This is a genomic window from Paenirhodobacter enshiensis (genome assembly GCF_000740785.1).
Lineage (GTDB): Bacteria > Pseudomonadota > Alphaproteobacteria > Rhodobacterales > Rhodobacteraceae > Rhodobacter > Rhodobacter enshiensis.
Window position 1 is genome coordinate 116,709 of record NZ_JFZB01000014.1, and the last position, 14,468, is coordinate 131,176.

The window sequence follows — 14,468 nt, forward strand, 5'->3', positions numbered from 1 at the left end:
GGGCAGTCATGCCGGCGACGGAATACGGGGCCGCAATTCTGGGCGCGGTAGCAGTGCTGGGCTATCTGCTCGGCTCCATACCTTTTGGCGTTCTGGTCACCAGGATCATGGGGTTGGGCGATCTGCGCAAGATCGGCTCTGGCAATATCGGCGCGACGAACGTTCTGCGCACCGGCAACAAGGCGGCCGCGGTGGCGACGCTGTTGCTCGACGGCGGCAAGGGCGCGGTGGCGGTGCTGGTCGCGGGGGCGCTGTTCGGTCCGAATGCCGCACAGCTCGCCGGCGGCGCTGCCTTCATCGGCCATCTCTACCCGGTGTGGCTGCGCTTTCAGGGCGGCAAGGGCGTGGCCACCTTCCTCGGAACGCTGCTCGCTCTCGGCTGGCCGGTCGGCATCGCCGCCTGCCTCGTGTGGCTGGCGACGGCGGTGGTGACGCGGATCAGCTCGCTTTCGGCGCTCGTCGCTGCTGCGGCGGCGGTGCCGCTCGCTCTCGTCCTCGGCCAGCGCGAGCTGATGCCTCTGGTGACGGTGATGGCGCTGCTGATCTTCTGGCGCCACCGCGGCAACATCATGCGCCTCGCCCACGGCACCGAACCCCGGATCGGCGGCAAGAAATGAATTTCAGGCGGGGGCGCAACGCCCCCGCCTGACAGCTTCATCCGCGCGCAGCCAGCTTCTCGACCGCTTCCGCCGTGCGCCGGGTATTCTCGTGGATGCCGATGAACAGATAGCAAAATCCCCCCATCAGCACGATGTAAAGACCGCCACCGATCAGCACCATAAGCCCGGCGAGGAAGCCGTTCTGCATCATCATGGACAGACCCGACAGCAGCACACCGAGGCAGCCGAGGGCCAGAAACACCGTGATGATCTTGTCGAGGGAATTGATGAAGAACTGACGCATGGGATCGCTCCGGACAGACATTGAACCAATGCCGCACGATCCCGTGATCTGATCGCAAGGTCAACCCGCGTCCGCCCTCTCGCCCTTTCGATTCGCCATAAATATCCCGGGGGTGAATTTGCCCGTCAGGGCAAAGAGGGGGCAGCGCCCCCCCTCTTCATCCTCGACAGCTCAGAACCGGCAGGCGGTATAGATCCGGCTCAGATCGCCGCCCCATTCGCCATTGTAGAGCGCGAGCAGCCGATCCGCCGCCACCGCACCCGTCGCGAGCGCAGGCTCCAGCACGTCGAGACAGCTCTCCTCGCCAAGCCCGCGGCGCGCAAGCCCCTCGCGCGCGATCGCCACCACCTGGCGCGACAGATCCAGAAGACGCACGCCCTCCGCCTCGCCCTGCAGCGCCGATTTCGCCGCCGCGCGGCGCAGCCCCTCGCGGGTCGCATCGGTCCAGCCCTTCACCAGATCCCAGGCGACATCCAGCGCACCCGTGTCATACATCAGCCCGGTCCACAGCGCCGGCAGCGCCACCAGATGATCGCGATCTCCGCAATCGGCACCGCGCATCTCGATGTATTTCTTCACCCGCGCCTCGGGGAAGACCGTCGTCATGTGATCGGCCCAGTCCGACAACGTCGGCTTCTCGCCCGGCAGCGCCGGCAGCTCACCCTTCAGGAAATCGCGGAACGACTGGCCGAGCGCGTCGATGTAATGCCCGTCGCGGTAGACAAAATACATCGGCACATCAAGGACGTAGTCGACATATCTCTCGTAGCCCGCCCCATCCTCGAACAGGAAGGGCAACATCCCCGTGCGCGCATCGTCGAGATGCGACCACACGTTCGAGCGCCACGAGCGGAACCCGTTCGGCTTGCCGTCGAGGAAGGGCGAATTCGCGAACAGCGCCGTCGCCACCGGCTGCAGCGCCAGCGCGACACGCATCTTCTTCACCATGTCCGCCTCAGACCCGAAGTCGAGATTCACCTGCACCGTCGAGGTGCGATACATCATCGTCTTCCCCATCGTGCCGACGCGGTCCATGTAGGCCGTCATCAGCCGGTAGCGCCCCTTCGGCATCATCGGCATCTCGGCCTCGCGCCAGACCGGCGCGGCGCCAAGCCCCATGAAGGCCGCGCCCATCGGCCCGGCGATCTCGGCGACCTCCGCCAGATGAGTGTCGAGTTCGGCACGCGTCTCGTGCAGCGTCGCCATCGGCGCGCCCGACAGCTCGAACTGTCCGCCGGGTTCGAGGCTCACGTTCGCACCGTTGCGCGTCAGCCCGATCAGATGCTCCTGCTCGAAGAGCGGCTCCCAGCCGAAGCGGGTGCGCAAGCCCTGAAGCAGCGCCTCGATCGAGGTCTCGCCTGCATAAGGAAGCGGGCGCAAGGTCTTGGTATCGAACCCGAATTTCTCGTGCTCCGTGCCGATGCGCCAGTCGGCGGCCGGCTTCTCGCCCGAGGCGATATATTCGGCAAGCTGCTCGAACCGTTCGATGGGGCCGCCGCCCTGCTGGGGAATGGACATGGTGCCCTCGTCTTCTGGTGTCGGAGTGGTTGCCGGAACATGTCGCGGCGTCGGTGCGAACAGGTGGCGCGATCCCCGACACAAGTCAAGGGAAGCGCATCGAATGAAAACCCGAATGTCGGGGCAACTCCGCGCCGATGTCGCGAAAGCTCAGCGCAGCGTCGCGACCGAAGCCCCGGGGCGCAGCATCGGACGCAGCCACAGGCTCTGGCTCGCCTCTGCGTCCTGCGTCTCGGCGAGCGCCGCACTCAGCCGGCCCATGTCGATCCCCGGCAGCGCGGCGAAGGCGTCGTACAGCGCCTCACTCCCGGCCGCGCCGAGCGGGATCAGCAGCGCCTGACCGTCGAGCGTGCGCAGCCGCCACGACCGGCCCGAGCGCAGCGTAATCAGCCGGATCTCGGCCAGCTCATCGAGGCCGATCTCGCCGCCCATCACGGTCCCCGCGCCGAAATAGCCGATCCGGCCCTCGATCACCTCGACCAGACCGGGGGCCGAGGTGCCGTGCCGGAACCGCGACCGGCGCGAGGCCACCACCGCCCAGCCGAGGCCGAGCGCCGCGACCGCAAACCCGACGCCTGCCAGAAACCAGCCACCGCGCGTCGCGATCCACAGCCCCACAGCAGCAAGAGCAAGCCCCGCCAGCGCCTCGCCATGGCGCGCGACGAAGGCCGCGCCGGTATGTGGGGCACCGGTCTGCGGGGCCTCATGCTCCACCGGCTTGTCCGCGCGCGGCGCCTCATCGAGGTTCGCCGGCTGTCCGATGGGCAGCATCATCGCCGAGCGTCCATCATCGTCCGTCCCCGTCATCGCCAGTCCCCAAGCGCCGCCTGCCACAGCGTGATCGCGGCGCAGGCGGCGGTATCGGCGCGCAGGATCCGCGGCCCGAGCGACACCGGCGTGACGAAATCGAGCCCGCGCAGCCTGGCCCGCTCCGCCTCGGAAAACCCGCCCTCCGGCCCGATCAGGATCGCCCAGGGACCGGGCGCGAGGCCCGAGAGCGTCTCCGCCGGCCCGACGAGGCTCTCGTCCGCCCACAGGATGCGCCGCGCCGGATCCCAGCCCTTCATGAGCGCATTGAGCGCCACCAGATCGTCAACCGGCGGCACGTAGGTGCCGAGGCACTGCTCCGCCGCCTCGAGCGCATGGGCCTGCAGCCGGTCTTGTCGGATGCGCTGCGCGTTGGTGAAATCGGTCTGCACCGGCAGCACGCGGGCGCAGCCAAGCTCGGTCGCCTTCTCGACGATGAAATCGGTGCGCTCCTTGCGGATCGGGGCGAAGATCAGCCACAGATCCGGCGGGTTCAGCTGCGCCGCCGCCTGTTCGAGGCAGACCAGCCGCCCGCCCTTCTTCGCGGCCTCGGCGACCTCGGCGGTCCATTCGCCGTCGCGGCCGTTGAACAGCGCGACCTTGCTGCCCGGCCCTTCGCGCATCACGCTGAACAGGTAATGCGCCTGATCTTGCGTGAGCGGCACGGCTTGCCCCTGACCCAAGGGGTGATCTACATGCAGTCTGATCTTTGCGCGTTCCATGAGGCGGTCTCTATGAAGTCTTCCAGCCATCATATACCAGAGCCGCCCGCCACGGGCGAGGTCGCCGACGCGGTTTCCGGAAACTGGGTCGATACCCGCGCCCCGGCCAGCTGGCGGCCCTATCTGCGGCTTGCCCGCGTCGACCGCCCGATCGGGACGTGGCTGCTGCTGATCCCGTGCTGGTGGGGCATCGCGCTCGCCGCGACGGCGGATCAGGGGCGGCTGTCGGATCTGTGGCTCGGGCTCGGCTGCACCATCGGCGCGGTGCTGATGCGAGGCGCGGGCTGCACTTGGAACGACATCACCGACCGCGACATCGACGGCTCGGTCGGGCGCACCGCGTCGCGGCCGATTCCCTCCGGTCAGGTGACGGTGCGTCAGGCGCTGGTGTTCCTGGCGGCGCAGTGCCTCGTCGCCTTCGCGGTGCTGCTGACCTTCAACGGCGCGGCCATCGCGATGGGCATCGCCGCGCTGATCCCGGTTGCGGTCTATCCTTTCGCCAAGCGCTTCACCTGGTGGCCTCAGGCGTTTCTGGGCGTCGCCTTCAACTGGGGCGCACTGGTCGGATGGGTGGCGCACAGCGGCCATCTGAGCCTCGCCGCCGTGCTGCTGTGGCTGTCGGGCATCGCCTGGACGCTGTTCTATGACACGATCTACGCCCATCAGGACAAGGAATTCGACGCGCTGATCGGGGTGAAATCAACCGCGCGCCTGTTCGGCGCGAACACCGGGCGCTGGCTTTACGGCTTTCTCGTGGTGACGGTAGCGCTGACCACGGCGGCGGTGCTGGCCGCCCTGTTGCCTGCTGGCGTCGGCGGGCCGCGGCTGGTGCTGGCGCTGATCGCGCCCTGGGCGATGGCTGCGCATATGCTGTGGCAGATGCGCCGGCTCGACATCGACGCGCCCGACACCTGCCTGATGCTGTTTCGCGCCAACCGCGACGCCGGGCTGATCGCTGCGCTGTTTCTTGCCGCCGCCGCCCTTGCCTGAGCGCTGACGAATTGCACCCGGGGCCCGCCTTCCTTATGTGGGGCGGGTCATTCCAAAGGAGCCTCCCCCTTCATGCGGCTGCGCACCACGGTCCTCATCGTCCTCGCCTTCCTGCTGGCGGCGGTCGCCGCCGCCTTCGTCGCGGGCGGCTCGGCGACGATCATCGAGAAGCGCTCGCGCCTCGCCACCCGCGTCGCGATGGAGGAAGGCGGTCACGGCTGGGTCCATGTCGAGACCGACGGCCTTCAGGTGATCCTGTTCGGCACCGCGCCCACCGAGGCCGAGCGGTTCCGCGCCGTCACCCGCGCCACCGCCGTGGTCGATGCCTCGCGCATCGTCGACAATACCGATGTCGCCTCGATCGACGCGATGACGCCGCCGGCGTTTTCGCTGCGGATGCTGCGCAACGAGGACGGCATCCAGCTGATCGGGCTGGTGCCCGCGGGCACCGACCGGGCGGGCCTCGTCGCCCGGCTGCGTGCCGCGCTGAAGGGCGGCGCCGTCACTGACATGCTGGAAACCGCAAGCTTCCCCGCCCCGCCGGGATGGACGGCCGCGCTGAACTACGGCGCCGACGCGATGCAGATGATCCAGCGCGCCAAGGTCTCGGTCGATCCGGGCGCAGTGCGCGTCGAGGCGATGGCCGACAGCCCGACCGAGAAAACCCGCATCGAGACCTCGCTCGCCCGCGCCCGGCCCTCGGATGTGCGGCTCAGCTCTGAGATTTCGGCACCGCGGCCGGTGATTGCCCCCTTCACGCTGCGTTTCCTGATCGACAAGATGGGCGCGCGCTTCGACGCCTGTTCCGCCGACAGCGAGCGCACCCGCGACCGCATCCTCGACGCCGCCCGCGCCGCCGGCGCCACGGGCACGCTCGGCTGCACCATCGGCATGGGCAGCCCCTCGCCGCAATGGGGCGAGGCGGTGGATCTGGCGATCCGCGCGCTCGGTCAGATCGGTTCGGGCGTGGTGACCTTCTCGGACACCGACGTGTTCCTCAGCGCCAACCCCGAGGTCGCGACCGCGCAATACGACCACGCCATCGGCGAGCTGGAATCCAACCTGCCGAAGGTTTTCACCCTGCATACCGAATTGCAGGCGAAGCCCGCCGAAAAGCCCGCCGCGGCCGGATTCTCGGCGGTGCTGAACGATGACGGCAAGATCGAGTTGCGCGGCCGGATGACCGATACCCGCGCCCGGACCGCGACCGAAAGTTTCGCCCGCGCCGAATTCGGCGCCGAGGCTGTGCATGGCGCGATGCGCCTCGACCCGGAGATGCCGCAGGGCTGGCCGACACGGGTGATGACCGCGCTTCAGGCGCTTTCCTCGCTCAGCTCCGGCACGGTCGAGGTGACGCCCGACAGCGTTCATATCGCGGGCGTCAGCGGCGATCCGCAGGCCTCCGACACGATTTCCCGGGTGCTGAGCGGCGGGCTCGGCAGCGGATCGCGGATCGCCATCGACGTGCATTACGACCGCCATCTGGACCCGGCGCTGAACCTGCCTGACGGACCGGGCTGCACGGCGCGGCTGAACGAGGTGCTGAAGGCGCACAAGATCGCCTTTGAACCCGGATCCGCGGTGATTGCGAAGGATGCGCTGCCGGTGATCGACCTGCTCGCGAAAGCGATGAAGGATTGCCAGGAATTTCCGATGGAAATCGGCGGGCATACCGACAGCCAGGGCAGCGACGAGATGAACCTCGCGCTCAGCCAGGACCGGGCGCAGTCGGTGCTGGCGGCGCTGCAGGGACGCGGGCTGTGGACCGGAAACCTGACCGCGAAGGGCTACGGCGAAGCCAGGCCCATCGACACCAACGACACCGAAGCCGGGCGCGAGAACAACCGCCGGATCGAGTTTCGCCTGATCGCCGATGCGGATGCCGCAGGCGCAGAGCCGGTTTCCGGCTCGGCGCCCGACAGCGCCCCGAAGCCTGCCGCCCGCCCCGAGGGGCTGATGCCCGATCAGATGGGCTCCGATCAGATGGGCCCGGCCACCGCCGAAGCGGGTGAGGATGGCGCTCCGATGGACGGAACCGACGGTGACGGCGGTGACGGCGGTGACGGCGCCCCGATGGATGGCGCCCCCGAGGACGACACCGCCCCGGCAAACTCTGCCGCCAACACTGCGACTGACTCTGCGGCAGCCTCTGCGACAACCTCTGCGGCGCCCGCGGATCTGGCCCCGGCCGGAACGCTGCCCGCCGCCCCTTCGGCGCAAGTCGCCCCGACCGGGGCTGCCGCGGAACCGGCAGCGCCGCCGCAGACAGCAGACGTCGCGCAGCCGGACGCCGCTCCGACCGTCTCGGCCCCGGCGCAGGATGCTTCCCCGGCCGCGGAAACCGGTGCTCCGGCCCCTGCCATGCCGGAGGCCGCGCCCGTGACAGAACAGGCGGCGGGGCCGGCGACGGGGCCGGCGACCGACGCAGCAGCCGAAACCGCCTCCGAGCCAGAAACCGCCCCCACGACCTCGCCCCGGCCGCAAAAGCGCCCCGCAGGTCTGGGCAAGGGCAAGGCCGCGACGACCGCTCACAAGCGGGCCCACAAATGACCTCGCGCCGGACGCCCGCACGCGCCGCGCAGACAGGAGACGACGCATGAACCGAACCGAATTCGTCACCGCGACGGCGATCATCCTGTTCCTGTTCTTCTGCCTCGGCTGGTTCGCCTGCTGGCTGTGGATGCGGCTCAGCCGGGTGTCGCGCGCCGACATCGGCGAGATCGACCGCATGGCGCAGGAACTGCACGAGGCCGAGGAGGCCCGCGACCGCGCCGTCTCCTACATCGAAACCCGCGAGGCCGAGCTGACCAACCGCCTCACCCAGGCCGAAGCGGAACTCGATGCCGCGATGGACGGTTTGCGCCTCGCCCGGCGCGAGACCGAGGAACTGCGCACCCGCATCGGACGCTGAGCGCCCCGAAGCGGCGCCCCGAAGACAAGAGACGAACGGGCCGGCCTCCGTCAGGGGCCGGCCCGCCGCTTTTCGGCATGAACTTGCGACGGGCGGCCTCAGCGCAGGCCGCGGGTGCGCAGCGGATGAACGATACGGACATGGCGCGCCGCCTCGGCAGTATAGGGGGCGACCTGCTGCCACAGCCGGTCACCGGCGCGCCACTCGGCCATGAAGCGCTCGCGGGTCAGCTTGTGCAGCTCGGCCAGGGTGGTGATGCCCATGTTCAGCAAGATGTTGCGCGCCCGCGGGTTGATGTCGAGCGCGGCAACCTCGGCCGCTTCCTGCGAGGAGCCGGGAAGGAGATCGTCGTAACGGGTCATGATGGGTGGTCTTTCTGCCTGTCAGTGCGCAAGGCACGCCGAAGCCCCGGCGTGCCGGATCGGCCCGCGCGCTCAGGCGCGGGCGCTCGGCATCGCGACGACAGGCGGCGCACGCATCCCGCCGCGCGCCGGATCGAGAACCGGCCTCGGCGGCAAGGGCGCAGGAGCGCGCGGAACCAGATGCAGCGCCGCGTTCAGCCCGGCATCGCGGGCCGGCCCCGCGGGCAGGCCGACCGGCGGCAGTGCAACCGGATGGCAGGCCGGACAATCATGCCCCTCGTGCACAACCTGACCGGTCCGGTGACAGATCTGTGCCACATCGAGGCCCTGAAGCGCCGCAATCTCCAGCGCCTGCTGCTGGAGATCTGGCCCGCGATGGGCAAAACCCGCCAGAGCCGTCGAAACGACGACAAGGATCAGCGCGGCGATCCCGATCAGACTCTGGCGCAGCGGCCTGTGCATGGCTTACATATGCAGTATATGGAATGTCATGACAAGGCGCCCTCTCGCCGATGCCGGGCAGAGCGCCTTGCGGCCCCGACGGCCCCCCGCCATGATCGCCCGGTCCGAACTGCCGATGAGTCGTCCATGGCTGGCCGCCTGTTTCCCACCCTGATCTGTGCCCTTGTCGCGGCGCTGAGCCTGCCGCTGCCGGCGCGCGCGGACTGCGTGGTGCTGCTGCACGGGCTGAACCGCGGCCCCGGCTCGATGTCGAAGATCGGCGATGCGCTGAAAGATGCGGGCTACCGCGTGGTCAATGACGGCTACCCTTCGGGCGCGGCGCGGATCGAGGCGCTGGCGCCGCGACTGAACAGGATGGTCGCGAAATGCGGCGCAGAGCGGGTCGATTTCGTCACCCATTCGATGGGCGGGATCGTGCTGCGAGCCTGGCTGGCGAAGACCCGGCCGGCCAATCTCGGGCGGGTGGTGATGCTTGCACCGCCCAACCACGGCTCCGAGGTCGTCGACCGCATCGCCGACTGGCCGGGCGCGGAGGCCTTCATCGGCCCCGCCGGGATGGAGCTGGGAACCGGCGGCATCGTCCGGCGCCTGCCGCAGCGCGCCGATTTCGATCTGGGCGTGATCGCGGGCGACCGCAGCGTCGATCCGACGCGGGGCTGGATGTTCGACGGGCCGAACGACAATGCGGTCTCGGTCGCCAGCACGCGGCTTGCGGGGATGGCCGATCAGCTGGTGGTGCACCGCAGCCATACCTTCATCATGAACGCGCCGCAGGTGATCGCCGAGACGCTGGTGTTCCTGCAAACCGGCCGGTTCAGCCATGCCGAGTACGGTTCGGACGACGGGCAGGACGACACCGCCGAAGCGGGCGGCGAGGATCCGTTCGGCGATCTGCTCGGCGGATTGTCCGGCAGCGGCAACTGATCCCCGGCCCCGGCCGGTTTCACGAAACGGATACAGACCCGCCACGCATCCGTTACCTGCCACGCCTATCCCCGCCCCGAAGACGACGGCAAGGGAGAGCGGCACGATGCACATCGAGGTCAGGGGCGTGACCCGGCGGTTCGGCACGGCGACGGCGGTCGACGCGCTGAGCTTCAGCATCGAGCGCCCGGCGATGATCGGCATCATCGGCCGCTCGGGCGCGGGCAAGTCGACCTTCCTGCGCATGATCAACGGCATGACCGAGGCGAGCGCGGGCCAGATCCTCGTCGAGGGCGAGGACGTGCTCGCGCTGACCGGCAAGGCCCGGCGCGCCTGGCAAAGCCGCTGCGCGATGATCTTCCAGCAATTCAATCTGGTGCCGCGCCTCGATGTGGTGTCGAACGTGCTGCACGGGCTGCTGAACCGGCGCCCGACGCTCGCCACGCTGTTCAACCTGTGGTCCGAGGGCGACATCCGCCGCGCCATCGCCATTCTCGACCGGCTGGGCCTTGCCGAACAGGCGCCGAAACGCGCCGAGGCGCTCTCGGGCGGCCAGCAGCAGCGCGTCGCCATCGCCCGCGCGATGATGCAGGAGCCGCAGATCATCCTCGCCGACGAGCCCATCGCCTCGCTCGACCCGATGAACGCGCAGATCGTGATGCAGACGCTGCGCCGCATCCATGACGAGGACGGCCGCACCGTCATCGCCAACCTGCACACCCTCGACACCGCGCGGCGCTATTGCGACCGGGTGATCGGGATGCGCGCCGGGCGGATGGTGTTCGACGGCACGCCCGAACAACTGACCCTCGATGTCGCGCGCGAGATCTATGGCGCCGACGCGAGCTTTTCCGAAGCCACCACCTCGACCTCGCTCGACGTGCTGCCCGAGGGGCGGCGCTACGAACAGGCGATGCTCGCCGACTGACCCTTTTCCCCCGGCCGCTTCCCCCGGACGGGGGCGCGGCCCAATATCCCTGGAGAGACAGATGAAGAAGATCCTGGCCGCGCTCCTCGCGGCGACCGTGCTGAGCCCCGTCGTGACGCCCGCCGCCCATGCCGAAGGCATCAAGCAGTTCAACGTCGGCGTGCTCGGCGGCGAGAACGCGCAAGACCGCGTGAACTCGAACGAATGCTACCGCAAGAAGATCGAGGACACCCTCGGCGTGCCGGTCAAGCTGTTCACCCCGGCGGATTATGACGGCGTGATTCAGGGGCTGCTCGGCGGCACCATCGACGCCGCGGTTCTCGGCGCCTCGGGCTATGCCAAGATCTACCTGACCGACCCGAAGGCCGTCAGCCCGGTGCTGACCACCGAGGGGATGGATGGCTCGCTCGGCTATTACTCGGTCGGGATCGCGCGCAAGGACTCGGGGATCAAGTCGCTTTCCGACATGAAGGGCAAGGTCATGGGCTTCGGCGATCCGAACTCGACCTCGGGCTATCTGATCCCCTCGGTCGAATTCAAGGCGCAGGGCATCTCGACGGAGCCGGGCGCCTATTTCAAGGACGTCAAGTTCACCGGCGGGCATGAGCAGACCATCGTCGCGGTGAAGAACAAGGACATCGACGGCGGCGTGACCTGGGCCGACGCTCAGGGCAACTGGGAAGACGGCTACAACGTCGGCGCGCTGCGCAAGGCGGTCGATGCCGGGCTGATCGACATGAACGATTACGTGCAGATCTGGAAGTCGAAGCTGATCCCGAACGGGCCGCTGGTGATCCGCAACGCCCTGCCCGAGGACGTGAAGAAGAAGGTGATCGAGCTGACCACCGGCCTCGACAAGGATTGTGCCTACGGCGTCGCGGGCGGCGAGATCAAGGGCTTCGTGCCGGTGACCAAGGCCGATTACGACTCGATCATCGAAGCGCGCAAGATGTCGAGCAAGTGATCGACCTTCAGAAGGGCGGCGCAGGCCCGGGGCAACCCGGCGGCCGGTGCCGCCCTTCGTCTTTTCAGCGACGGAGCGGGCGATGAGCGATGCAACCGTGCCGGGCGGGCTGTCCCGGATCGAGGCCGGATATCTGGCGCAAAGCCGGCGCCGGCGGGCGCTGTCGACGGTTCTCGGGATCGTTCTGCTGGCGATGCTGGCGGCGGGGTTCGGGCTGGCCGACAGCCGCAACGCGGGCGGGTTTCTCGACGGGCTGCACCGGATCGGCGATTTCCCCCTTGAGCTGCTGAGCGAGGCGCTTGCCCGCGCCGACCGCATTCCGGGGCTGATGGCGCACTATCTGCCCTCGCTGATCGAGACGCTGAACATCGCACTGTCCTCGACGATCATCGGCACGGCGGGGGCGGTGGTGCTGTCGCTTCTGGGCGCGCGCAATCTGGCCCCCGCGCGCTGGATCGTCGCGCCGGTGCGCCGGGTGATGGATCTGTTCCGCGCCCTGCCCGAGATCGTCGTCGCGCTTGCGCTGATCTTCGCGCTCGGCGGCGGGCCGGTGCCTGCGATGCTGGCGATCACGCTCCACACCTTCGGCGCGCTCGGCAAACTGTTCGCCGAGGTGAACGAGAACGCCGATCCCCGCCCGGTCGAGGGGCTGGCCTCGGTCGGCGCGGGCTGGGTGCAACGGATGTGGTTCGCCGTGGTGCCGCAGGTGGCGCCGAACTGGCTCAGCTACGCGCTGTTGCGTCTGGAGATCAACGTGCGTGCCTCGGCGATCCTCGGGTTCGTCGGCGCGGGCGGTATCGGCTATGACCTGAAGGTCGCCATCGGCTGGGGACAGGGGCGATACGACGCGGCGGCAGCGATCTTCGTGCTGCTGATCCTGTCGATCATCCTCATCGACCAGAGTTCCGAACGTCTGCGCAACCGCCTGATCCGGGGGAAAGCATGAGCACCGTGGCCACCGATCCGACCCTGCTGCCGCGAACCGAGCGCACGATCCTGTCGCGCTTCTCGCGCCGGCGGCTGATGGGGTTCGTGCTGCCGCTGACGGTGCTGGCCTATCTGGTCTATGCCGCCTTCGCGCTCGATGTGGCGGGGCTTGCCGGCCGGTTCCGGCCGGAAAACGCGGTGGTTCTGCTCAACGACAGCTGGAGCTATCGCACCCATGTCACGACCGACAACCGCAGCGGCGAGACCACCGTCGCGATCAAGGGCGAGCGCCGGGCGAGCTATGACGCGACCCACCTGCCCGGCTGGGTGAGCCGCACCGGCGAGACCACCCGCGTCGCCCTGCCCGACGGCAGCGCGGTGACGCTTTCGCCCGGTCAGGCGCGGTTCGACATCGCCGGGCGCGGCACGGTGAACGTCACGGCCGGCCCGCATGGCGTCACCGCCACCGTGCCAGACGGGCTGCCAGCGGACTGGCTCAGCGCCTCGAACACCCGGTTCGACATCACCGTGCCCGGCGCCGGGCGGCTGAGCGTGACGAAATCGCGCTCCGAGGTGCAGCGCCGCGCCTTCGGCTGGGCGATGTGGTTCTTCGATCTGCAAAGCCCGTTCCATTACATGAGCTGGCCCGAGATCGGCCGCGCGCTGGTTTCGGGCCCCGAGATCCGGCCCGGCCAGTCGAACCTTTCGGCGATGCTGGGCGACTGGTGGCACAACGGGATGTGGCATCATGACATGGTGTTTCAGGCGCTGTTCGAGACGCTGCTGATGGCGTTTCTGGGCACCTTCGGCGCGGCCATCATCGGCCTGCCGCTGGCGTTTCTGGCGGCGCGCAACTTCGACCCGCTGGGGCCGGCGCGCTTCGCGGTGCGGCGGCTGTTCGACTTTCTGCGCGGTGTCGACGGGCTGATCTGGACGATCATCCTGTCGCGCGCCTTCGGGCCGGGGCCGCTGACCGGATCGCTGGCGATCCTGCTGACCGACACCGGCACGTTCGGCAAGCTGTTCTCGGAATCGCTCGAAAACATCGACGAGCGCCAGATCGAGGGGTTGCGCTCGACCGGGGCGAATGCGCTGCAACGCGGCCGGTTCGGCGTGCTGCCGCAGATCGCGCCGGTGATCGTGTCGCAGCTTCTGTACATGCTGGAATCGAACACCCGCGGCGCGACGGTGATCGGTGCGCTGGTGGGCGGCGGGATCGGTCTGCTGCTGACCCAGGCGATGATCACCCAGACCAACTGGGAAGATGTCAGCTATTATATCGTGCTGGTGCTGATGCTGGTGATGACGATGGACAGCCTGTCCGGCTGGCTGCGGCAGAAGCTGCTGAAAGGAAAAGACAATGCCTGAACTTTCGCCTGACGGGCCGGTGCTGGGCGCGCGCTGCGCGCTGGACAACGCGAGCTTCGGCCCGTTCACCAGGGTGGGCGAGGACAGCCGGGTGCAGAACGCCCATTTCGGCGCCTACAGCTATTGCGACCGGCTGTGCGACATCGCCAACGCAGAAATCGGCAAGTTCGCGAATATCGCCGCGATGGTGCGGATCGGGGCGACGGACCATCCGCTCGACCGCGCGAGCCTGCATCATTTCATGTACCGGCAGGATTATTACTGGGACGGCGTGGCCCCCTGGCCCGAGCATTGGCAGCGGCGCGAGGCGCGGCGCGCGACGATCGGCCACGACACCTGGATCGGTCATGCCGCGATGGTGAAACCGGGCGTGGTGCTGGGCGAGGGCGCGGTCGTCGCCTCGGGCGCGGTGGTGACGAAGGATGTGGCCCCCTATGCCATCGTCGCGGGCGTGCCGGCGAAGGTGATCCGGTTCCGCCTGCCCGAGGATCTGGCGCAGCGGATGATCGCACTCGCCTGGTGGGATTGGGATCACGAGACGCTGCGCGAGCGGATCGGCGATTTCCGCACCCTGCCGGTCGCGGCATTTCTGGAAAAATACGAGCGCTGACGGGCCGCAGGGCCAGCGGCGCGGGCGGATGGGGGCTCTGCCCCCGTCTCCTTCGGAGACTCCCCCGGGATA

Annotated in this window: 16 protein-coding genes; 10 read left to right on the forward strand and 6 right to left on the reverse strand. The window is 68.7% G+C overall.

The window, feature by feature from the left end:
* Positions 1–8 precede the first annotated feature (8 nt).
* Positions 9–617, forward strand: a complete 609-nt coding sequence (gene plsY / locus CG50_RS09260; RefSeq protein ID WP_036637384.1) for a glycerol-3-phosphate 1-O-acyltransferase PlsY — start codon at positions 9–11, stop codon at positions 615–617.
* A 37-nt stretch (positions 618–654) separates the two neighbouring features.
* On the opposite strand, the gene CG50_RS09265 is transcribed toward plsY, so the two are convergent.
* The 4 genes from CG50_RS09265 to CG50_RS09280 form a co-directional block, all read right to left on the reverse strand.
* Complete coding sequence (locus CG50_RS09265) at positions 655–903, reverse strand: hypothetical protein (protein WP_036637386.1); 249 nt, start codon at positions 901–903, stop codon at positions 655–657.
* 171 nt (positions 904–1,074) lie between these two features.
* Positions 1,075–2,421, reverse strand: coding sequence for a glutamate--cysteine ligase (locus CG50_RS09270; protein ID WP_036637388.1), 1,347 nt, complete (start codon positions 2,419–2,421; stop codon positions 1,075–1,077).
* 150 nt (positions 2,422–2,571) lie between these two features.
* Positions 2,572–3,228, reverse strand: a complete 657-nt coding sequence (locus CG50_RS09275; protein ID WP_245615660.1) for a hypothetical protein — start codon at positions 3,226–3,228, stop codon at positions 2,572–2,574.
* On the reverse strand, positions 3,225–3,950 hold the full coding sequence (locus tag CG50_RS09280; RefSeq protein WP_036637390.1) for a 16S rRNA (uracil(1498)-N(3))-methyltransferase: 726 nt from the start codon (positions 3,948–3,950) through the stop codon (positions 3,225–3,227). The genes CG50_RS09275 and CG50_RS09280 overlap by 4 nt, the downstream gene beginning before the upstream one ends.
* A 12-nt stretch (positions 3,951–3,962) precedes the next feature.
* On the opposite strand from CG50_RS09280, the gene ubiA reads away from it, so the two are divergent.
* The 3 genes from ubiA to CG50_RS09295 all read left to right on the forward strand — a co-directional run bounded on the left by ubiA (position 3,963) and on the right by CG50_RS09295 (position 7,851).
* Positions 3,963–4,940, forward strand: coding sequence for a 4-hydroxybenzoate octaprenyltransferase (gene ubiA / locus CG50_RS09285; RefSeq protein ID WP_036637392.1), 978 nt, complete (start codon positions 3,963–3,965; stop codon positions 4,938–4,940).
* A gap of 72 nt (positions 4,941–5,012) precedes the next feature.
* Positions 5,013–7,490, forward strand: a complete 2,478-nt coding sequence (locus CG50_RS17485) for an OmpA family protein (protein ID WP_051909803.1) — start codon at positions 5,013–5,015, stop codon at positions 7,488–7,490.
* A gap of 46 nt (positions 7,491–7,536) precedes the next feature.
* A complete protein-coding gene (locus CG50_RS09295; protein ID WP_036637393.1) occupies positions 7,537–7,851 on the forward strand; it encodes a hypothetical protein in 315 nt (104 codons plus the stop codon).
* A 98-nt stretch (positions 7,852–7,949) separates the two neighbouring features.
* Here CG50_RS09295 and CG50_RS09300 read toward each other — a convergent pair whose 3' ends face one another.
* Entirely contained in the window at positions 7,950–8,213 is a 264-nt protein-coding gene (locus tag CG50_RS09300; RefSeq protein ID WP_036637395.1) for a hypothetical protein, read from the reverse strand.
* 72 nt (positions 8,214–8,285) lie between these two features.
* Positions 8,286–8,675, reverse strand: a complete 390-nt coding sequence (locus tag CG50_RS09305; RefSeq protein ID WP_036637397.1) for a hypothetical protein — start codon at positions 8,673–8,675, stop codon at positions 8,286–8,288.
* 126 nt (positions 8,676–8,801) lie between these two features.
* Between CG50_RS09305 and CG50_RS09310 the strand changes: the two genes are divergently transcribed.
* The 6 genes from CG50_RS09310 to CG50_RS09335 all read left to right on the forward strand — a co-directional run bounded on the left by CG50_RS09310 (position 8,802) and on the right by CG50_RS09335 (position 14,396).
* Entirely contained in the window at positions 8,802–9,599 is a 798-nt protein-coding gene (locus CG50_RS09310) for an esterase/lipase family protein (RefSeq protein WP_211248593.1), read from the forward strand.
* Positions 9,600–9,705: 106 nt separating this feature from the next.
* On the forward strand, positions 9,706–10,527 hold the full coding sequence (gene phnC / locus CG50_RS09315) for a phosphonate ABC transporter ATP-binding protein (RefSeq protein ID WP_051909805.1): 822 nt from the start codon (positions 9,706–9,708) through the stop codon (positions 10,525–10,527).
* Between the two features lie 61 nt (positions 10,528–10,588).
* On the forward strand, positions 10,589–11,491 hold the full coding sequence (gene phnD / locus CG50_RS09320) for a phosphonate ABC transporter substrate-binding protein (RefSeq protein ID WP_036637399.1): 903 nt from the start codon (positions 10,589–10,591) through the stop codon (positions 11,489–11,491).
* An 82-nt stretch (positions 11,492–11,573) separates the two neighbouring features.
* Positions 11,574–12,437 carry a phosphonate ABC transporter, permease protein PhnE gene (gene phnE / locus CG50_RS09325; protein WP_036637401.1) on the forward strand — a complete coding sequence of 288 codons (864 nt, stop codon included), beginning with the start codon at positions 11,574–11,576 and terminating at the stop codon, positions 12,435–12,437.
* Complete coding sequence (gene phnE / locus CG50_RS09330; RefSeq protein WP_051909818.1) at positions 12,434–13,786, forward strand: phosphonate ABC transporter, permease protein PhnE; 1,353 nt, start codon at positions 12,434–12,436, stop codon at positions 13,784–13,786. Before phnE (CG50_RS09325) ends, phnE (CG50_RS09330) begins: the two co-directional genes overlap by 4 nt.
* Complete coding sequence (locus tag CG50_RS09335) at positions 13,779–14,396, forward strand: DapH/DapD/GlmU-related protein (RefSeq protein WP_036637403.1); 618 nt, start codon at positions 13,779–13,781, stop codon at positions 14,394–14,396. The genes phnE (CG50_RS09330) and CG50_RS09335 overlap by 8 nt, the downstream gene beginning before the upstream one ends.
* Positions 14,397–14,468: the final 72 nt, after the last annotated feature.